Here is an 18431-nt window from a genome sequence, read left to right on the forward strand (position 1 = left end):
AGAACGACGGGGGTAGGACATGCTGATGGATCTCACGGATCGGGTCGTCCTGGTGACGGGTGGCGGCCGGGGCATCGGGCGGGCGCTCGCTGAGCGGTTCGCCCTCGAGGGTGCGAAGGTGGCGGCGTTCGACGTCGCCTTCCCTGAGGGCGCACCCGAGGGCGTCCTCCAGATCGAGGGCGACGTGACCGAGCCCGACTCCGTGGCGAGCGGCGTCGCTCGCGTCGCCGAGGAGTTCGGCGGTATCGATGTCCTGGTCAACAACGCGGGCATCAACGTCGAGGGCCGGGTGGAGGATCTCGATCTGGCCGCCTGGCGCCGCTGCTTCGACGTGAACGTCGGCGGCGTGTTCCTGATGTCGCAGGCGGTGCTTCCGCATGTGAAGGCCTCCGGTCATGGACGCATCCTCAACGCGGCCTCGTTCGCGGCGATCGTCCCCTCGGTGGGCGCGGCCGCCTACGGCGCATCGAAGGCGGCCGTCGTGCAGTTCAGCCGGGTGCTCGCCGGCGAGCTGGGGCCGTGGGGCGTCACGGTCAACGCCTACGCTCCCGGTATGATCCCGAGCGCCATGAACGGTTTCGAGACGATGCCCCAGGCGGCTCAGGACCGGCTGCTCGACACGCTGACCCTCCGCCGCTGGGGCACCGCCGACAGCATCGCCGATCTGCTCGTGTTCCTCGCGAGCGACGCCGCCGACTACATCACGGGCACGCTCATCGACGTGAGCGGCGGAAAGCTCGCCACGCAGCTCCCGCAGCGCGCCTACGAGGGAGTGGTCCCACCCGTCTCATGACTCATCAACGCTCCCTCGTCGACACCATCGGCACCGCCATCGTCGGTGGAGATCCGCCGACGGGCACGGTGCTGAACATCGAGACGCTCACCCGCGAGCACGGCGTCTCGCGGTCGGTGATCCGAGAGGCTCTGCGCATCCTCGAGACGCTCGGGATGATAGTCGCCCGCCAGCGGGTGGGGATCACCGTCCTCGGCCGCGAGCACTGGCAGCTCCTGGATCCGCGGGTCATCGCCTGGCGGTCGCACACGGACGACGCGCAGATCCAGCTCCGCGAGCTCATGCAGCTGCGCACCATCATCGAGCCGGCGGCGGCGGAGCTCGCCGCGGTCCAAGGCACGGAGGAGCAGCTGACCGCGATCGTCCGGGCCGCCGAGGAGATGACCGCGACCTACCGCGACCGGCGCGTCGCCGCGTTCACGCGGGCCGACCTCGACTTCCACTCGGCGATCGTCGTCGCGGCCTCGAGCTCCGTCCTCGCGCAGCTCTCCGACACCGTCCTCGCCGCCCTCCGGCTGCGCTACTCCGGCAGCGTGCCGGTGTTCGACGAGGAGGGCGAGCGGGCCCTGGCCATCCACGTCCGGCTCGCCGACGCGCTCACCGCACGCGACGCCGGAGCAGCGGTCGGCCTCACCCGTGCGCTCGTCGATCAGACCCGGGGCCGCCTGGAGGAGCCCGTGGAGCACCCGGACGACGCGGTCGCGGCGACGCCGGGAGGCGGCGCATGAGCTCCGCCGTCCCCGCCTACTGGGAGGCCGCGGTGTGCATCCCGCCCGTGTCGCATCACGCCGAGGGCCCGCTCTGGGACCCGCGCGGCGACACGCTGATATGGGTCGACCAGTACGCGGGACTCGTCCGCTCCGCGACCCCGGAGGGTACGAGCTTCCTGCTCCGCCCCCCGATCGCCTTCGACGGTCCCGTGGGCGCCGTCGTCGGAGACGTGCGCGGCGGCTGGCTCGTCGCGGCTGCGGACGGCCTGTGGTCCCTCTCCCCAGAGGGCACCGTCTCCCCCGTCGTCGACGTCCTTCCGCGCGACGGCGTGCACCGGCGCATGAACGACGGGAAGGTCGATCCGGCCGGCCGGTTCTGGTTCGGCACGATGGCGATGGACAAGCGCTCGGGCGCCGGCTCCCTCTACGCCCTCGACCAGGGCGTCGTCACGGAGGCGGTCCCCGAGGTCACGATCTCCAACGGTCTGGCCTGGTCCCCAGACGGCGGCACGATGCATTACATCGACACCCCGACCCACCGCATCGACCGGTATCTCACGGAGGGGTCCGCCCTCCGTCGTGACGGATCGCTCGATCTGTCGTCGCGGCCAGGGAGCCCGGACGGCATGACGATCGACGACGAGGGGGCGCTGTGGGTAGCGATGTGGGGTGCTTCGGCAGTGCATCGCTACGACCCCTCCGGCGAGCTGATCGGTGTCGTCCACGTCGACGCCCCGCAGGTCTCCAGCGTGACCTTCGGCGGACCCGATCTGGACACCCTGTTCATCACGACGTCCCGCGAGGACTACTCTCCCGCCGATGCCGCCGCGCACCCTCTCGCCGGAGCGCTGTTCCAGGTGCGGCCGGGAGTCCGCGGCACAGCGGCCGTCCTGTACCGGCCCTGATCGCTCCGCGCCGATCCTCTCCGGTCCCGAGGAGCGCGGCGGCTGTCGCGGGACAGTCGATCGCGCCCTCGACCGCGCAGGAGAGCGCGGCGCGGGGAGGCCCCGCGCCGCGCTCTCGTATCGCTCAGCGACTCCGTATCACTTGTTGACGGAGAAGCCCTGCTGGTCGCCGTACTCGACGAGCTGGTCCTGCCAGTCCATCAGTCCGCTGCCGATGTCCTCGTGGTTGACGAAGGACTGACCGACGGTGTCCGGGAAGACGCTGTTGGCGTAGACCTGGAAGGGCAGGTACTGCCAGCCCGTGCTGACGGTGCGGGACGCTTCGACGAGGATCTCGTTGATCGCCTGCCCGCCGAAGTACTCGGGGGTCTGCGCCAGGAACTCGTCCGACTCGAGGTCGGCGACCGTCGCGGGGAAGCCGCCGGACTGGAGGAAGATGTCGATGCTCTCGTCGTCCGAGTTCAGCCACCGCACGAACGCAGCGGCCAGAGCCTTGTTCTCGCTCTGCTCGAGCACGACCTGTCCGCCGCCGCCGTTCTCCGAGTTGCCGCCCGTGCTGCCGCCGTCGGCGGTGGGCAGGGCTGCGGCGCGCCAGTCGCCCGCGGCCTCGGGCACGGAGGACTCCAGCACGCCGGGCATCCAGGCCCCGCTGAGGAGCGTGGCGATGGTGCCGTCGCCGAGTGCGCGGTACCACTCGTCGCTCCAGCTCGGGATGTCCGGCAAGAGCTCGCCCTCGGTCAGGCGGGACCAGTTCGCGGCGAAGGCCTGAGAGCCCTCGTCCTCGAGGTCGACGGAGATCGTCGTGCCGTCGTCCGCGACCTCGAACGGGCGGCCGCCGGCCTGCCAGATCATGCTCGTCGCGAAGCCGGGGTCGCTGGTGTCGCCGGCGATGTAGGCGTCGGGGTTCGCTGTGTGCAGCTTCTGTGCGGCGGCGTAGTACTCGTCCCAGGTAGTGGGGACCTCGATGCCGTACTGGTCGAAGACGGCCTGGTTGTAGAACATGGCCATGGGGCCGGAGTCCTGCGGCAGGCCGTACAGGCCGCCGCCGATGCTGACCGAGCTCCAGGGACCGGTACTGTACAGATCCTCGAGGTCGGCGAGGCCGTACGGAGTCAGGTCGACGAAGGAGTCGGCCAGCGCGAACTGCGGGATGGCGAAGTACTCGACCTGGGCGACGTCGGGCGCGCCGGAGCCGGCGGTGATCGCGTTCTGCAGCTGCGTGTACTCGGTCGTGCCGGTGCCGACGTTCACGACGTTCACATCGACGTTCGGGTAGGCCTTCTCGAACGCGGCGACCTGCGCCTCGGCGGACGGAGTCCATGTCCAGTAGGTCAGGGCGCCGCCCTCTTCGAGGGCCGCGTCCAGGTCGGCCGCATCGGCGTCCGAGTTCGTCGCGCCGCCGGCGGCGGAGCAGCCGGAGAGCACCAGGCCGAGGGTGAGCGCGGCGCCCGCCAGGGTGCCGAAGCGGCCGAGACGCCGCCTGCTGGTGGAGTGAGTCATGGGAGTTCCTTTCGAGTGACTTCGTTGTACGGGAAGGGAGGGGAGGAAGGAGGTGCGGAGGTTCACTGCTTGACGCTTCCGGCGGTCAGACCCGACTGCCAGTAGCGCTGCAGGAACAGGAACGCGATGACGATCGGGACGATCGTGAGCAGCGAGCCGGTGATCACGAGGTTGTAGATCGGCTGGGCTCCAACGCCGGTCGCCTGCGCGCTCCACTGGCTGAGGCCGACCGTGAGCGGATACCAGGTCGGCTCGCTGAGCATGATGAGCGGCAGGAAGTAGTTGTTCCAGGTGGCGACGACGGTGAGGAGGACGACCGTGACGATGCCCGGGGAGAGCAGTCGCAGCGAGATGGTGAAGAAAGTGCGGAACTCGCTCGACCCGTCCATGCGTGCCGCCTCGAGCAGCTCGGTCGGGACGGCCTCGGTGGCGAAGCTCCAGATGAGGTAGAGCGCGAAGGGGCTCACGAGCGAGGGCAGGATGACCGCCCAGGGCGTGTTCGTCAGTCCCACCTGGCTGAACATCAGGAAGGTCGGCACGGCCAGGGCGGTCCCGGGCACCGCCACCGCCCCGAGGATCAGGGCGAAGACGCCCCGCTTCCCGGGGAAGTCGAACTTGGCGAGTCCGTAGCCGGCGACCGTGGCGAGGAGTGTCGCTCCGCCCGCTCCGACGACGACGTAGAGCAGGGTGTTGGCGAACCACTGCAGGAACACGCCGTCGCGGTAGGTGAGTGTCTCGTAGATGTTCTGGAAGAGCGCGAACTCGCCGCCGAAGCCGAGGCCGAAGGTGGAGAGCAGATCGCTCTGGCTCTTGGTCGCGTTGATGAGGAGCCAGACCAGCGGGACCACTGAGTACACGACGAAGACGACCATCATGACGGCGAGCACGATCGAGCGGCGCGGGCGTCGAGCGCGGGGGCTGGTGCGTGCGTAGGAGACGGTCATCTCAGCGCACCTCGGAGCGCTGTCCGCGCAGCTGCACGATGTAGGCGATAACGGCGGTCAGGAGCCCCATGACGATCGCCACCGTGGCCGAGTAGTTGTACTGCTGGCCTGCGAAGGAGAGGTTGTAGGCGTACATGTTCGGGGTGAAGTAGGTGGAGATCACGTTGGGGGCCAGCACTTTCAGGAGGTTCGGTTCGTTGAAGAGCTGGAAGCTGCCGATGATCGAGAAGATGGTGGCGATCACGACCGCGCTGCGGATGGCCGGCAGCTTGATGCTCCACACCACTCGCAGGCCGCCCGCTCCGTCGAGGTCCGCCGCCTCGTAGATGTCGGCGGGGATGACCTTCAGTGCCGCGTAGAAGATGAGCATGTTGTAGCCCAGGAACTCCCAGGTGACGATGTTGCCGATCGAGCCCAGCACCCACTCCGAGCTGAACGGCTGCAGGATCTCCGCGCCGAGCAGATCGTTGACGCTGCCCGTGAGGCCGAACTGGTTGCCGTAGAGGAAGCCCCAGATCAGTGCTGCCACGACGCCGGGAACCGCGTAGGGCAGGAACAGCAGGATCCGGAACGCGCCTCGGCCGACGAGGTGGGCGCTGTCGATGGCGAGAGCGGCGACGAGGGAGAGCACCAGCATCACCGGAACCTGCACGACGAGGAACAGCGTGACGCGGCCCAGCGACTCCCAGAAGCGCGGGTCCTGCAGGAGGAGGACGTAGTTCTCCACTCCCACGAACGCGTTGCCGCCGACCAGCTGCTGGCGGAACAGGCTGAGGTAGATCGCGTAGACCACCGGCGCGACCAGGACCGCCAGGAACACGAGCATGAACGGGCCGATGAACCCCCAGCCCCGCCAGTCGCGGCGGGCGCGGCGGGCGCTCACCGGTCGGGCTGTCGTCAGAGACACCATCGTCGCTCCTCAGTCGTTGAGATTTTTGGTCACGTGACCATCCGGGTCCGGACTCTAGCATGGAGCCATGAGCAACGAGAAGGATCCCCGTGCGACGCCTCCTCCCGCGGCCCCGGTGCGCGCGGACGACCAGGATGTCTGAGGCGCACCGTCCCGGTGCGACGAGGCACAAGGGACCGTCTCAGAGCGACGTCGCCGAGCGGGCGGGGGTGTCGAAGCAGACGGTCTCGCGCGTCGCGAACGGGGCGCCCGAGGTCGACTCCTTCACCCGGGAGAAGGTCCTCCTGAGCATGACCGAGCTCGGCTACCGGCCCAATCGCGCGGCCCGCGCGCTCCGATCGGGCCGGTACCGGAACATCGGCGTGGTGCTCTCGACCCTCTCCTCGTTCGGCAACCGCCGAACCCTCGAGGCGATCTCCGCAGAGGCCAACCGGGCCGGGTACTCTCTCACGCTCATCACCGTGGACGTCTCCAGCCGGGACGAGACGAGCAACGCCTTCTCGGTGCTCGCCGACCAGGCCCTGGACGGCATCATCATCGTGCTCGAGCAGTTCCACTACCGAGACAACCCGGACGTGCACCTCCCGCCAGGCGTTCCCGTCGTCTCCCTGGACGCCAGCCGGGAGACCAGCCATCCCGTGGTCGACTCCGACCAGAGGCACGGCGCACTGCTCGCCACCCAGCATCTACTCGACCTCGGGCACGACACGGTCTGGCACGTCAGCGGACCGAGCGACAGCTTCGCGGCTCTGCGACGGGAGGCCGCCTGGCGGGAGGCGCTGCGTGAGCGCGGCATCGAACCGCCGGCCACCCTCGCCGGCGACTGGTCGACCGGATCGGGGTACCGCGCCGGAGTCACGCTGAGAGAGCGGGATGACGTCACCGCAGTGTTCGCCGCCAACGACCAGATGGCGCTAGGAGTCCTCCTCGCCTACCACGAGGCGGACATCCCCGTGCCCGGCCGGGTCAGCGTCGTGGGGTTCGATGACATCGAGGAGGCCGAGGCCTTCTGGCCCCCTCTGACGACGGTCCGCCAGAAATTGATGGAGGTCGGCCGTGTGAGCGTTCGGACACTCGTCGCGGTCATCGAGGGCCGCGAGGCCGTGGATGCTCGAACGACGGTCTCCACCGAACTGATCGTGCGGCGAAGCACGTCGTCCCCTCCTCCGCGAAATGGCAACGCGACCGATCATCGGGGTGGATGAAGCCGTCGGAGCGGCGATTCGAGGTCGACGGCAGGCGGCCGATCGGCGAGTGACGCGAGATGAGCACACGGCTCATCCGAAGATCCGCGGTGCGGCTGGGTGTGGACCGAGCCGAAGCGCTGGCTTGCGTGGACTCGCTGACCAGCGCGCGCCGTCCGGCTCGGCGGCGATCACGAGGGTGCAGTGGTTGGTCGAGGGGATGTGCACGAGCGCGAACCGACGCCCGTGCGAGAAGCTGCCGGTGGGCAGGGGCGTCCTGGTGGTCTCCTGCCCGGACGCGGACAGCGACAGTGCGGATCGGCTCAGCATGCTCTCCGCCTGGGACGGCAGCGAGTCCGGATCCGCGGTGGGCGAACGCGGGTGAAGACGCTGAGGGGGGACGACCTGCGCGCCGTCGCCCGATCCCTCTGCTGCGCCGCCTGCGTCGGCGATCAGTCCGCGGCTGCTGCGCCGAGCGCCGCCTGCACCGCGCGGATGCTCGATCCGAGCACACCCGAGGTCAGGAGTCCCGGACCGAGCGGGCCGGACGGGTCCTCACCGAGGAGCGGCAGGGTCCGCAGCGCCGCCCGCACCTGCCCGCTCATGTGCCCCAGCTGCCACCGGATCTCGGCCTCGCCGCCCTCCCGCGTCGAGGCCAGCCCGACCGCCTTCACTGCGTAGGCGGCGGCGCCGAGCGCGTGAGCTCCCATGTGGGCGACGCCGGACGCCTGTCCCGCCGACCGCGCCGCAGCCTTCGCCGCCGGAGAGATCGCCGACTGCGCCGCACGACCCGCGACGAAGCGGAGCCGGATCTCCCCCGCCGCGTCCGACTCGCCCCGCGAGAAGGCTCGGGCGCGGGCGATGCCGTCCCGTGCCCGGACGTCGTCGGGGGCCTCGGCCTCGAAGAGGGGGAGCACCCTCTCCGCGCAGTCGGCGGCCCACGCGGCGACGAGGCGACGATCGGCTTCGGACAACGACTGCGGGGACATGCCAGCACTCTCGCAGACGGCTCGAGCGTCCGTCCGTCCGGAGCCGCCCGTGGCCGCGGTCGTCGGGGCGGATGTGCCGGTAGTTCCCGCTCACCGGCGCCCGACCCGCGGAGGGGCTCGCGGCTAGAGCACGTCGGCGATCGCGGCGAACGTCCTCTCCGGGTCCTCGAGCTGCATGTCGTGGTGCACGCCCGGGAGCCGGCGCACCTGCCAGCCCCGCTGCTCGAGCCGCGCGGCCAGGGCGTCCGGCAGCACCGCCGGCGACTGGTCGGAGAGCACGATCGTCGACGGGACCGCCGGCGCCTCGACCGGGACCTGGTGGAAGGCGACGTCCCGGAACACGCCGACGGCCATCCGCGCGTCGAACCGCTTCTTCGCGTCGTCGAGGAGCGCGCGGGTCTCGGGGCTGTAGGCGGCGCGGACCGCGGCGCTCGCCCGCGCCTGTCCGAGCTGGGCGATGCCGAGCGACAGGAGCGGCGCCGCCCAGAACAGCCGTCCGGCCAGGCCGCTCGTCGGGAGTGACAGGGCGAACCCGGGATCGAGGTGGACGGCCCGGCCGGGCGCGAGTGCGGCGACGGCGCGCTGCAGCACCGCGCCGCCGAGCGAGTGGCCGACCACGCTGTCGAGTCCCGCCGGCAGCGACTCGACCAGATCGGCGGCCATGTCGTCGATCCGGTACGACCCCGCCCGCGGGCTCACGCCGTGTCCGCGCAGGTCGACGGCCGTGACCGTGTAGCGGCCGGTCGCGACGAGCCGCTCGACGAACGGCCCCCAGGTCGCCGCCGACGCACCGAGCCCGTGCACCAGCCCGACGTGTCGCGGTCCGGATCCGGTGGTGATCGTCTGCAGGAGCATCCCCTGATCCTGCCCGAGACGGTGCCCGAGGCCGAGGTGCCCAGCGGAGAGAGCCTGCGGCTGCACGCTCCGCGTCGATGATCGCGCCACACCTCCTGCCAGCGAGGTGCCCGCTCTTGACTCCGTCGACGAGCGCTGAGAAGTTCTCCGAATGCGGAGGGCACCCCGCTTTCCGTCCGAGCAGCCGAGACGAGAGGTTCTCCATGACAGCGATGAGCAGACCCACGGGAACGGTCGGCGGGATACCCCTCGTCGGGGCGGCCGGTCTCGTCGTCGGCGCGGTCCTGGGCGGAGCCGCCGTCTTCGCAGCGGGACACCTCCTCGACGACTCGAGATCGAGGATCACGATCCAGGACGTCACCCGCGCGGACCTGGACGGCCTCGAGCGGGCCGCCGCTCCGAGCAGGGACGCCTGCGGAGATCGTCGCGGGTGCGTGGAGGGCGTCGACGGGCCCGGGGCGTCGATCCACCGCTACCGCTCCCTCGATCTCGCGCGGCAGGCGACGGTCTACAACACGAGGGACGTCTACCGGTCGGACCGGCTCGTCATCGAGTTCGAACCCCACCTGGGTCCCGCTGAGCGGCACGACCTGATCCAGGTGATCGAAGGGACCTGGACCGGAAGCAGCGATTGACGGGCGTGAAGCGAGCCGGTCTCCCGAACCGAGCGGCTCGACGTCCGGCGAAGGGACACGTCGGTCCCGCGCCGCGAGCGCCTCCGCTCACTCGTCGTCGTCGACGAACGGTGGGAACGGTCCGATGTCGCCGGTGCGGAGGTTCCCGTAGTAGCTCGGCACCCAGGCCTCCTCGGGGACCCGCCCGGCCACCGGTGACACGATCACGACGTGATCGAGGAACTCCTGCTCCCACACGAGGCAGTCACGGTAGATGTGCCCGCGCAGCGGCCCGTCCACATCACGGGCCGGCAGCTCCCTCGCGTGGACGGGGAGGAAGAGCGCGTTGACCGGCGTCATCGTGATCGTGTGGTCGATGTGGGGCTGCTCCGCCTCGACCTTGTCGAGCATCGCGTCGACGAGCTGCTGAACGCCGTTGCTCACCGTGTCCTCGCTTCCTCGTCCGGGGCCCTCCGCGTCCGCGAGGCCGGCTCGCGACGACCGTACCCATCCCGCGCCGCCCGGCTGAAGCCCGTGGCGCAAGCATCGGGGGCCACGTCGCGAACCGCTCGGACGGCGTCGACGGGCGACCGGAGGACCGGGCCGGTCGACTGCGCACCCAGCGCCGATCCTCCTCCGGAATGCCCACCGGACAGGGGCCTCCACAGGGGGTCCGCCCTGGTGCGGTCCGGGCCTACGCTCGCCCCATGCATCTCCGCACTGTCGCGATGAGGCCTGGCGCCGCCGCTCTCGGGCCGGTCGGCGCGCCCCCACGGACCGCGCTGGACGACGTGCTCGCCCACCTGGTCGCGGCGCTCGCGATCGGATCCGGCCTGCTGCTGGTGCCGGCGGGCGTCGGCGGAGTGCCGCTCCTCGCCACCGGATCGACCGGAGCGAGCGCCTTCGAGGCGTGGGCGCTGATCCGGACGACGGTGGCCCTGCAGATCGGCATCGCCGTGCTCGCGATCGGGCTCGGCGCCGTGGCGCGGACGCGCGGAGCCGCAGGGACACGAGCGGAGCGCTGGTGCGTGGTGGCCGCGGTGAGCGCCGCGATCGGCGTGGTCCTGCTGGTCGTGCCGCCGGTCTGAGGAGCCTCCGGAGAGCGACGACCACCGGCCCGTCGGAATCGCCGCGCCCGGCCGTGACCGAACCGTCACCTCGCGCCGCGCGGCGTGATCGGATCGTTGCAGGATCCGGCACAGGCTGAGGTTCCGCATAGGACACACTCGGCCACAGGGGGCGATCGTCCCCCGCTCATGGGGAAGCCGACCGCGATCAGCGGCTCGGAGAAAGCAGGAATCGTGCGTTCTGCGCGACGACGCCACGGCGTCACCATCATCACCACTGCGGCACTGCTGGGGGCGCTCGCGTTCCCGTCCGTCGCCCTGGCCACCGAGGTCGTCCCTGACGCCGCCTCGAGCCCCGCACCGGCCGAGCCGGCTCCCACCGCGGAGCCCACCGCCACTCCGGAGCCGACCGCGACTCCGGAGCCGACTCCGACCCCGGCGCCCACTCCGGCTCCGACCACCGCGCCCGTCGAGAGCGCGCAGTCGCCCCTGGCGATCGCCCTCGACCGCACCACCTACGAAGCGGGCTCGGCGTTCTCCGCGATCCCGTCGGCGGAGGGCTGGGCCGGCGGCCTGGACGTGTCCGGGACCGGTTTCCAGCCCGGCACCGTCGCCGTCGTCGTGCTCCGCGACGGCGACTCGGAGGAGGCCGTCACCACCAGCGTGATCACCGCCTCCGGCGAGCTCCGCCTCCGGGACTGGCTCCCCACCGGCGCGGACGGCGTCGCGGTGGACCCCCATCTCCCGCTCCCCGGCGAGACGATCTCCGTCATCGCGGAGGGACTCGACGCCTCCGGCGCCCGTGTCGCCTCCGATGCCGTCGAGCTGACCGTGACGCAGCCCGACACGAGCGTCGTCTTCCAGAACCGGGAGGACGGCGGGGTGCTCCCGGCCGGTGCGGACATCCAGGTCGGAGAGTTCCGGATCTACGGCGTCGTCGCCTCGTTCCGCGGATTCGACCGCGGCGAGGACGTGTCCGTCACGCTCACCGCGCCCGACGGCAGCACCTCCGCCCTCGTGCCCCCCGCGCCGACCCCGCTCTCGGGCGAGGCCTTCGTCCTGCTCGACGCCGACACCATGGCGGACCAGCTGGGCACCTTCACCGTCACCGCCACGGGAGAGACCAGCGGACGCTCCGTGACGTCGTCGCTCGAGCAGGTCCCCTCGCGCACCGCGATCCGGATCTGGCCCCAGGGGGCTTCGCCCGAGCCCGCCCCGGCGGACGGACAGCCCACCAGCGGTGGCGCACTCCTCGGCTTCGGCGCGGACGAGACCGTCTCGATCGGCGTCTTCTCGACCTCGGGTGCGCGCCAGACGCTCACGGGCGGCGGCTCGAGCCTCGAGGTCGGCGTCGACGCGCTCGGCTGGAGCCTGATCTCCCTCGGCGAGTACCCGCTGCAGGACCCGGCGAGCGAGATCTACTGCGTCATCGCCCGCGGCACGTCGAGCGGTCTCGTGGCGAGCACCTCCTACGACTACACCCTGACGGAGGAGGACCCGATCGCCGGAGAGGCCGACTGCTCCGCCGCGGTCGCCGCGGTCACGGCGCACCCTGTCGGCGCCGGGCCCGCAGGGCACCCGGCCGGCTCCGGACCCGCTGCGCAGACGGGCGGCCACCGCCCCATCCTCGCCTCGACCGGCGTCTCTACGACCGCGCCGCTCGCCCTGGCCGCCTTCGGCATCCTCGGCGGTCTCGCCCTGACGGTGCTCCGCCGCCGCCGCGCGTAGACGGCCGCGCACCGCGCACGACGAAGGCGCCCGGGCACACCGCCCGGGCGCCTTCGTCGTCGCGAGACCCGTCGGGTCAGTCGGACGGCACCGCGCAGGTCTCCTCCGCCGCGGTCTGGCCCGGAGCGTCGACGGCGACGGGAGCGGGATCCGTCGGAGCCGCGCCGCCCTCCGCGGGCGCCTCCGCCGCGGGCGCCTCCTCCGCCGGAGCGTCGGACGCGAGGGTCACCGGCTGGTCGTTCAGGACGCGGTTCATCAGCTCGGCCCCGACCTCGGCGTTCGGCACGACCTTGCCCGGGTAGTCCGGGTCGTCGAGCGCCGGGTACTGCACGAACACCATCTTCGAGAGGTCGACGTCCTTCAGCGCGAGGGCGAGCGAGATCATCGTCGCCGGGCTCGTGAGCGACGTCGACAGGTGCACGTTCGACGAGGTCGCCTGCGCGAGGCCGTAGAGGGCGGGGATGTTCGAGAGGGTGTCGGCCGAGCGGACGGTGCGCATCAGGGAGGCCAGGTACTGCTGCTGCGACGAGATGCGGCTGAGGTCGCTCTGGTCGCCGACGCCGTGGCGGCTGCGGAGGAACGAGAGGGCCATCGACCCGGAGACGGTGGAGGTGCCGGCGGGCAGGTCGAGGCCCGAGTCGGTGTCGAGGATCGGACCCGTGAGGCAGATCGGGACGCCGCCGACGGCGTTGCTCATCTCGATGACGCCGTTGAAGGACACCCAGCCGGCGTAGGGCACCGTCAGGCCGGTGAACTGCTGCAGGGTGTCGTTGACGCAGGCGAGCCCGCCGTACTGGAACGCGGAGTTGAGCGGGACACCGGCGGCGGCCTCGGTGACGACGCCCGTCTCGGGGTCGGTGCAGGCGGGACGGTCCAGGATCAGGTCGCGCGGGAAGCTGATCACCGTCGCGCTGCGGTGGTCGGCCGAGACGTGGAGCAGGATGTTGACGTCGTTGAGCGTGTCGTCGCGGACGCCGAACGTGTCGCCCTGCGTGGCGTCGTTGTCGGTGCCGACCACCAGGACGTCGAAGCCGCCCTCGACCGCGCCCATCTGCACGTTCCCGGTGGGAGGAGCGACGCCCAGATCGACCGCGTTGTCGGCGACGTTCCGGCTGATGCTCACCGTCGCGATCGCCACGAGCGAGGTGGCGCTGACGGCGAGGACGCCGACCACCGCCGCGATCCCGACCACCACTGTCCGCACCCCGGACCGCCGCCGGAGCCGCCCGTGCCGCACCGCGCGCTCGTGAACCCTCATGCGCTCCCACCCCTCGCCCCGCCCGCCCGTTCGCGGACGCAGTCGCTCGTCAGTGTAGGCAGGCCCCCTCCGATGCGGCGCGGAACGGCCCTGCTACCGTCGTGCGCGCATCGAGGAGCGGAGGAGGAGCCGTGGAACGCCGAGTCGTCGATCCCGTCACGCAGATCGAATGGATCGTTCCGCCGTTCGCGACCGAGGAGGACACCCTCGCCCGCGCGCGGGCCGATCGGGAGGGGCGGCTCGCCGACCTCCGCCTGTACCCGGACCACTGCGCGGAGTATCCGCTCTGGGCGGTCGACGGCCCGATCGACGATCCGGGTGCGATCGGCGTCCCGGAGGCCCTGCACGGACCGCTGCTCCGCTGGCAGGAGCTCTGGGCGTCCGGATGCGACGTGTTCGAGGGCTGGAGGAGCGCCGAGGCGGAGGAGCGCTGGCTCGCCCTCGGCCGGGAGCTGCACACCGAGCTCGAGGCCGCCCTCTGGCTGACGACCCGGGTGCTCGCCTGCTTCTGAGGACTGCTGCCCGGGCATCCGCGCAGAAGCCGCCGCCGCAACCCGTCCCCGGACCGGCCCCCGCGTGCCTACCCTGGACGGTGCGCTCTCCTCGTCTTCTGCAGCAGGTCGTCGGCAAGCTCGGCGGGCAGCGGCCCGCGGCCCCAGTGAGCCGTCGAGCGCAGCGCGCGCTCCTCGCCGAGCAGACGGTCCGCGGAGTGCTCGAGCTGGCCGTGCGGCTGGGCGAGACGCTGCTCTCGCTGGGGTCCGCGGCCGCCGAGGTGACCGAGACGATCCAGCGGGTGTGCCGCGCCTACGGCATCGAGTGCCAGGTCGACCTCACCTTCACGTCGATCCTGGTCGTGCACGACGGAGGCGACGACTCCCCCAGCGTGAGCGTGCTGCGCGTCGTCCCCTCCCGCAGCGCCGACTACGAGCGGCTCGCCCGCGTGACGGCGCTCGTCACCGCCATCACCGAGGGCTCGCCGGAGGTGCGGGTCGCCGACGCCGTCGATTCCGCCGAGGCCCGCGAGGAGGCCCGGCACCAGTTCGAGGCCGCGCACGACCGGCTCGACGCGATCCTCGTCCAGCCGCACCGCTACCGCCGCGGAGTCGTCACCCTCACGCTCGCGCTGATGGCGGCGGGCGTCGCGCTCCTGCTCGGGGGCGGACCCCTCGTCGTGCTCCTCGCCGCCGCGACGGCCGCCGCGATCGACCTGGTCAACCAGCTCCTCGCCCGCTGGGGTCTGCCCGCCTTCTTCCAGCAGATCGCGGGCGCCGCGCTGGCGACCGGAGTGGCGGTGGTGCTGCTCGCGGTCGTGCCGCGGCTGCCCGTGGAGCTGGCGGTGCTGCCGCCCGCGCTCGTCGTCGCGTCGGGGGTGGTCGTGCTCCTCGCCGGGCTCTCGTTCGTGGGAGCGGCGGACGACGCGATCAACGGGTTCCCGATCACCGCGGGCGGCCGGCTGCTCGAGGTCGGGCTGCTGACGCTGGGCATCGTCGTCGGCATCGCCGTGGTGCTCGACGGCGCGCGCTCGCTCGGGGTCGAGCTGGTGCTGGTCGACTCCTACGCCCGCCCCTGGCCGGCCGCCGTGCAGGTACTCGGTGCCGGGGTCGCGGCGGGCGCCTGGGCGCTCTCGTCGCACACCCCTCCGCGGCCCGCGCTCATCGCCGCCCTCACCGGCGCCGGTGCATTCCTCGTCTCCGACTCGCTGACCACCTCGGGCTTCGCGCCGCTCATGGCCAACGCCCTCCCGGCGCTGGCGATCGGCCTGCTCGGCGAGATGCTGGCCGAGCGGATGCGGGTGCCCGCCGTGGTGACGACCGCGTGCGCGATCGTCCCCCTCCTGCCCGGCCTCACCCTCTACCGCGGCGTCCTCGGCCTCACCTCGAACGCCGGCCCGAGCGCCGGGATCGAGCTCCTGCTCCAGGCGGGCATGATCGCGCTGGGCCTCGCCGGCGGAGTCACGCTCGGCCGGATCGCCTACCGCCGCCTGCGCACCCCGATCGTGCGGGCGGTGGCGCCGGTCCGCGCCCGGACCCGCCGGGACCGCGGGATCGAGCAGGCCCTCGCCGCCGACGTCCTCTACCCCGACGGCGCCGAGGCCGGGCAGGCTGACACCGCACAGGACGCCACGGCGTCGGGCAGCGGATCCGGCCTCCCGGCGTCCGACCCGTCGGCGTCGGCCGCGGTCGACCCCGCACCGCTGCCCGCCGAGCCGGCGGCTCCCGCCGAGGAGCCGTTCGCCCGCACCGGGATCGTCCCGATCGTCAGCACGATCGGCGTGACGGAGCCGGTGCCGATCGTCACCGGGGAGGATCCGGCCGACCGGGGCTGACGACAGGGCCGGCTCCCGCGGCCTGCTCCTCGCCGCAGAGGGAGCCGCCCCGCCGGTCAGCCCGCGTCGCCCCGCACGACCGCGGTCCGGCGGGTGTCGATGACGATCACCGAGCCGAGCACGATCAGGGCGAGCGACACCGAGGCGAGCGTGTCGGTCAGCCAGTGGTAGCCGAGGTAGAGCCGGGCGACGATCTGGCCGGCGATCATCCCGAGCGAGAGCGCGAAGCCCCCGATCATCCAGCTCCGGGAGGAGCGGCGGGAGGCGAGGAGGAACGTGGTGATCAGGAAGAAGTCGCTCACGCCGGTGACGTGGCCGGAGGGGAACGAGAACGTGCCGTCGGGCCCGAGCAGCATGTACTCGACCGGCGGGCGCATCCGCATCACGAGGTGAGCGGCCAGCTGCACGCTGAGCATCCCGACGAGCATGCCGCCGGCCAGGAGGATCGGCCGCCAGAGGTGCCGCGCGAGGACGAACCAGAGCACGAGCACCGCCAGGATGATGACCGGCAGGTAGACCGGCCCGAAGACGGTGGCGAGCGCGTCCATCACGACCGTGCCCTCGGCGGAGCGCTTCTCGCGGAACCACTCGGCGACGACCGGATCGAGGACGGTGAGGCCGGTGCCGCTCGCGACCTGCGCGGTGAAGGCCGCGAAGAGGACGACGCCGACGCCGATGAGGCCGAAGCCGGCCCGGTCGAGGCCGCGGCGCGCCTCCGGGGCCATCACTCGCTCCTCCACGAGGAACCGCTGGTGGAAGCGGGCGCGGCGCGAGAGGGCGGGGGCGGTCATCCGCTCACCCTAGGGCTGCGGAGGCGCCGCCGACCGGGCCGTTCGCTCAGCGTCCTGCCGCGTAGTGCGTCTGGATCTGCTCCGGCGTGAGGACCGTCGAGTACACCGCGGCGTAGCGCAGGCTCCCGCCGAAGTACGAGGAGCCGACGTTCGGCCACTGGCCGCCCAGGCTGTCGTATCCGATCTTCCAGGTGCCCGTCGTGTTCTCGGCCGTGCGGTACGTGCTGTTCGAGGCGACCTTCACGCCGTCGACCCAGAGCGCGATGCCCGCCGTCGGCGAGAGCGTGGAGACGACGTGGTGCCAGAGCCCGTCGTTGACGGCTCGGGTGCTCGTGATGGTCTGCGCGGCGCCGTTGTAGACGCCGAAGACGAGCTTGCCGTCGGCACCGATGTAGGTGTGGCGGTCGTACTGGCCGCCGGGAGCGGTGGCGCCCGCGCTGAAGCTGAAGAGCTTGCCGCCGGCGTTCGTGGTCTTGAACCAGATCTCGGTGCTGAAGGTGCCGGGGTTCCTGATCTCCAGCGGCGTGCTCAGGTACTGGTTGGTGCCGTTCGGCGTCCACGAGCCGCCCGCGTCGCGCGGGCAGGCCTTGGGCGTCGCGGCGGAGCTGACCATCGCGGTCGGGAAGAGGCTGGTGGAGCGGTAGGTGCCCGGGTACTGGCCGGAGTCCGTGTCGGGCGCGGTCGTCGATCCGCTCGGCTGCGCGAGCGTGTAGGCGAAGAGCGCGGCCCCGCGGTCGGCGGCGAGGGCGCCGTCGCAGGTGAAGAACGCGGCGGCGCTGCCGACCGTGTTGGTCGAGTTCAGGATCGAGGCGGTGTACGCGCCGGAGGTGGCCGGGGCGGTGAGCAGCACGGCGGCCAGGGCGGCGGCGGCGAGGGCGGCGACGACAGACCTCGGGCGGGCGAGGAGGGTACGCAGCCGCGCGGCCGGCGAGGCGGCGGAGAGGCGGTGCCGGCTCATGCCGTCTCCTCCTCGCGGGCGGCGCGGCGGCCTCGCTCGGCGGTCCGCTCCGGCTCGCCGGGGAGGCCGACGAAGACCGTGTAGAGCACCGGGATCGCGCAGAGCAGGACGAAGAGGACCCAGCCCCAGAACGGCAGGTGCAGAGCGGAGGAGAGGGCGTAGGCGTCTCCGTCGTGCGCCGGGATCTGCAGGCGGCCGACCTGTCCGGAGACCAGGTCGACGGGGTCGGCGCCCTCGGCGCTCACGCGGATGGGGAGGACGCCCGTCGAGACGAGCGTGGCGTTCGTCGTGCCGCTGTCGACCGTGGCCTCGAGGACGACGATGCCGACCAGCGGGCGGAGCACGAAGACGGTGACGGACGCGACGAGCGAGAGGCCGAGGATCCGCATCGACGCCCGCTGGGTGGGCGAGGCGATGAAGCGGGTGAGCAGCTGCACGAGGACGGCGCCGATGATCAGCAGCGGCAGGCCGCGCACGAGCCAGCCGAGCACCGGCAGCGCCGTGGTGACGACTCCGATGAGCTGGTCCTGGCCGGTGGCCCACGGATCGACGGCTCCGTTGATGTCGCCCTGGGTGCGGAGCGTGCCGTCGTCGGCGATCTCGACGACCCGGTGGGTGTAGGTCTCGTCGGGCGTGGTGGTGGGGTGGAAGCTGACCGCGTCGCCGACCCGGACGTCCTCGAGGGCCGTCGGCTCGGTGAGGACGAGGGTGCCGACCGGGGCGGCCGTGCCCATGGAGGGCGTCTGCACGATGAACCAGCGTCCGCCGGACGCGTGGAACAGGAGCGCCGCCGCGACCAGGACGGCCAGCAGAGCGGTCGTCGTCCCGATCAGGGCGGTGCGGAGGAGGGACCGACGGGGGCGGTCGGTGCGGGGGCGAGCCGTCGGTCCCTCCTCCGC

Annotated in this window: 19 protein-coding genes; 9 read left to right on the forward strand and 10 right to left on the reverse strand. The window is 72.1% G+C overall.

Features of this window, described 5'->3' with window-relative positions; genetic code table 11:
• Positions 1-25 precede the first annotated feature (25 nt).
• Genes C5B93_RS03920 through C5B93_RS03930 form a run of 3 tightly spaced genes read left to right on the forward strand, consistent with a single transcriptional unit; the run spans position 26 to position 2408 of the window.
• Entirely contained in the window at positions 26-793 is a 768-nt protein-coding gene (locus C5B93_RS03920; protein WP_308470860.1) for an SDR family NAD(P)-dependent oxidoreductase, read from the forward strand.
• Complete coding sequence (locus C5B93_RS03925) at positions 790-1521, forward strand: FadR/GntR family transcriptional regulator (RefSeq protein WP_104223306.1); 732 nt, start codon at positions 790-792, stop codon at positions 1519-1521. Before C5B93_RS03920 ends, C5B93_RS03925 begins: the two co-directional genes overlap by 4 nt.
• A complete protein-coding gene (locus C5B93_RS03930) occupies positions 1518-2408 on the forward strand; it encodes an SMP-30/gluconolactonase/LRE family protein (RefSeq protein WP_104238876.1) in 891 nt (296 codons plus the stop codon). Before C5B93_RS03925 ends, C5B93_RS03930 begins: the two co-directional genes overlap by 4 nt.
• Before the next feature lie 138 nt (positions 2409-2546).
• Here C5B93_RS03930 and C5B93_RS03935 read toward each other — a convergent pair whose 3' ends face one another.
• The 3 genes from C5B93_RS03935 to C5B93_RS03945 all read right to left on the reverse strand — a co-directional run bounded on the left by C5B93_RS03935 (position 2547) and on the right by C5B93_RS03945 (position 5762).
• Positions 2547-3908, reverse strand: coding sequence for an ABC transporter substrate-binding protein (locus C5B93_RS03935; protein WP_104233995.1), 1362 nt, complete (start codon positions 3906-3908; stop codon positions 2547-2549).
• 62 nt (positions 3909-3970) lie between these two features.
• Positions 3971-4852, reverse strand: coding sequence for a carbohydrate ABC transporter permease (locus tag C5B93_RS03940; protein ID WP_104233996.1), 882 nt, complete (start codon positions 4850-4852; stop codon positions 3971-3973).
• Between the two features lies 1 nt (position 4853).
• Entirely contained in the window at positions 4854-5762 is a 909-nt protein-coding gene (locus C5B93_RS03945; RefSeq protein WP_104223310.1) for a carbohydrate ABC transporter permease, read from the reverse strand.
• A 134-nt stretch (positions 5763-5896) separates the two neighbouring features.
• Here C5B93_RS03945 and C5B93_RS03950 point away from each other — a divergent pair, with 134 nt between their 5' ends.
• The gene (locus tag C5B93_RS03950) at positions 5897-6967 is read left to right on the forward strand and encodes a LacI family DNA-binding transcriptional regulator (RefSeq protein ID WP_104223311.1); all 1071 of its coding nucleotides are present in this window, start codon (positions 5897-5899) and stop codon (positions 6965-6967) included.
• 431 nt (positions 6968-7398) lie between these two features.
• On the opposite strand, the gene C5B93_RS03960 is transcribed toward C5B93_RS03950, so the two are convergent.
• Together C5B93_RS03960 and C5B93_RS03965 are read right to left on the reverse strand one after the other, a co-directional pair.
• Positions 7399-7935 (reverse strand): putative immunity protein, encoded by a 537-nt coding sequence (locus C5B93_RS03960; RefSeq protein ID WP_104238872.1) that lies wholly within the window; start codon positions 7933-7935, stop codon positions 7399-7401.
• A gap of 123 nt (positions 7936-8058) precedes the next feature.
• On the reverse strand, positions 8059-8790 hold the full coding sequence (locus C5B93_RS03965) for an alpha/beta fold hydrolase (protein WP_104291825.1): 732 nt from the start codon (positions 8788-8790) through the stop codon (positions 8059-8061).
• 212 nt (positions 8791-9002) lie between these two features.
• On the opposite strand from C5B93_RS03965, the gene C5B93_RS03970 reads away from it, so the two are divergent.
• The gene (locus C5B93_RS03970; RefSeq protein ID WP_104291826.1) at positions 9003-9425 is read left to right on the forward strand and encodes a hypothetical protein; all 423 of its coding nucleotides are present in this window, start codon (positions 9003-9005) and stop codon (positions 9423-9425) included.
• 87 nt (positions 9426-9512) lie between these two features.
• Here C5B93_RS03970 and C5B93_RS03975 read toward each other — a convergent pair whose 3' ends face one another.
• A complete protein-coding gene (locus C5B93_RS03975; protein WP_104291827.1) occupies positions 9513-9848 on the reverse strand; it encodes a hypothetical protein in 336 nt (111 codons plus the stop codon).
• Between the two features lie 263 nt (positions 9849-10111).
• Between C5B93_RS03975 and C5B93_RS03980 the strand changes: the two genes are divergently transcribed.
• Together C5B93_RS03980 and C5B93_RS03985 are read left to right on the forward strand one after the other, a co-directional pair.
• Positions 10112-10492 carry a hypothetical protein gene (locus C5B93_RS03980; RefSeq protein WP_146078433.1) on the forward strand — a complete coding sequence of 127 codons (381 nt, stop codon included), beginning with the start codon at positions 10112-10114 and terminating at the stop codon, positions 10490-10492.
• A 213-nt stretch (positions 10493-10705) separates the two neighbouring features.
• Complete coding sequence (locus C5B93_RS03985) at positions 10706-12199, forward strand: hypothetical protein (protein WP_181068317.1); 1494 nt, start codon at positions 10706-10708, stop codon at positions 12197-12199.
• 76 nt (positions 12200-12275) lie between these two features.
• Here the strand turns inward: C5B93_RS03985 and C5B93_RS03990 are convergent, their stop codons facing one another.
• Positions 12276-13457 carry an LCP family protein gene (locus C5B93_RS03990; protein WP_146078434.1) on the reverse strand — a complete coding sequence of 394 codons (1182 nt, stop codon included), beginning with the start codon at positions 13455-13457 and terminating at the stop codon, positions 12276-12278.
• A gap of 131 nt (positions 13458-13588) precedes the next feature.
• Between C5B93_RS03990 and C5B93_RS17135 the strand changes: the two genes are divergently transcribed.
• The gene (locus tag C5B93_RS17135; protein WP_104324363.1) at positions 13589-13969 is read left to right on the forward strand and encodes a hypothetical protein; all 381 of its coding nucleotides are present in this window, start codon (positions 13589-13591) and stop codon (positions 13967-13969) included.
• 80 nt (positions 13970-14049) lie between these two features.
• Entirely contained in the window at positions 14050-15783 is a 1734-nt protein-coding gene (locus C5B93_RS03995; RefSeq protein ID WP_181068318.1) for a threonine/serine exporter ThrE family protein, read from the forward strand.
• A 56-nt stretch (positions 15784-15839) separates the two neighbouring features.
• Here C5B93_RS03995 and C5B93_RS04000 read toward each other — a convergent pair whose 3' ends face one another.
• From C5B93_RS04000 to C5B93_RS17140, 3 genes are all read right to left on the reverse strand, one after another.
• Complete coding sequence (locus C5B93_RS04000) at positions 15840-16574, reverse strand: phosphatase PAP2 family protein (RefSeq protein ID WP_104291831.1); 735 nt, start codon at positions 16572-16574, stop codon at positions 15840-15842.
• Between the two features lie 46 nt (positions 16575-16620).
• Complete coding sequence (locus tag C5B93_RS04005) at positions 16621-17532, reverse strand: LamG domain-containing protein (RefSeq protein ID WP_104247132.1); 912 nt, start codon at positions 17530-17532, stop codon at positions 16621-16623.
• Positions 17529-18431 (reverse strand): S26 family signal peptidase (locus C5B93_RS17140; RefSeq protein WP_104291832.1); only part of this gene is annotated, 903 nt, incomplete at its 5' end. The genes C5B93_RS17140 and C5B93_RS04005, both read right to left, overlap by 4 nt.

Origin of the sequence: Rathayibacter sp. AY1A2, from assembly GCF_002930935.1 — a bacterium.
Lineage (GTDB): Bacteria > Actinomycetota > Actinomycetes > Actinomycetales > Microbacteriaceae > Rathayibacter.

Coding starts and splice junctions, on each gene's coding strand:
- C5B93_RS03920 (WP_308470860.1), top strand. CDS start 26: ATGGATCTCACGGATCGGGTCGTCCTGGTGACGGGTGGCGGCCGGGGC.
- C5B93_RS03925 (WP_104223306.1), top strand. CDS start 790: ATGACTCATCAACGCTCCCTCGTCGACACCATCGGCACCGCCATCGTC.
- C5B93_RS03930 (WP_104238876.1), top strand. CDS start 1,518: ATGAGCTCCGCCGTCCCCGCCTACTGGGAGGCCGCGGTGTGCATCCCG.
- C5B93_RS03935 (WP_104233995.1), bottom strand. CDS start 3,908: ATGACTCACTCCACCAGCAGGCGGCGTCTCGGCCGCTTCGGCACCCTG.
- C5B93_RS03940 (WP_104233996.1), bottom strand. CDS start 4,852: ATGACCGTCTCCTACGCACGCACCAGCCCCCGCGCTCGACGCCCGCGC.
- C5B93_RS03945 (WP_104223310.1), bottom strand. CDS start 5,762: ATGGTGTCTCTGACGACAGCCCGACCGGTGAGCGCCCGCCGCGCCCGC.
- C5B93_RS03950 (WP_104223311.1), top strand. CDS start 5,897: ATGTCTGAGGCGCACCGTCCCGGTGCGACGAGGCACAAGGGACCGTCT.
- C5B93_RS03960 (WP_104238872.1), bottom strand. CDS start 7,935: ATGTCCCCGCAGTCGTTGTCCGAAGCCGATCGTCGCCTCGTCGCCGCG.
- C5B93_RS03965 (WP_104291825.1), bottom strand. CDS start 8,790: ATGCTCCTGCAGACGATCACCACCGGATCCGGACCGCGACACGTCGGG.
- C5B93_RS03970 (WP_104291826.1), top strand. CDS start 9,003: ATGAGCAGACCCACGGGAACGGTCGGCGGGATACCCCTCGTCGGGGCG.
- C5B93_RS03980 (WP_146078433.1), top strand. CDS start 10,112: ATGCATCTCCGCACTGTCGCGATGAGGCCTGGCGCCGCCGCTCTCGGG.
- C5B93_RS03990 (WP_146078434.1), bottom strand. CDS start 13,457: ATGAGGGTTCACGAGCGCGCGGTGCGGCACGGGCGGCTCCGGCGGCGG.
- C5B93_RS04000 (WP_104291831.1), bottom strand. CDS start 16,574: ATGACCGCCCCCGCCCTCTCGCGCCGCGCCCGCTTCCACCAGCGGTTC.
- C5B93_RS04005 (WP_104247132.1), bottom strand. CDS start 17,532: ATGAGCCGGCACCGCCTCTCCGCCGCCTCGCCGGCCGCGCGGCTGCGT.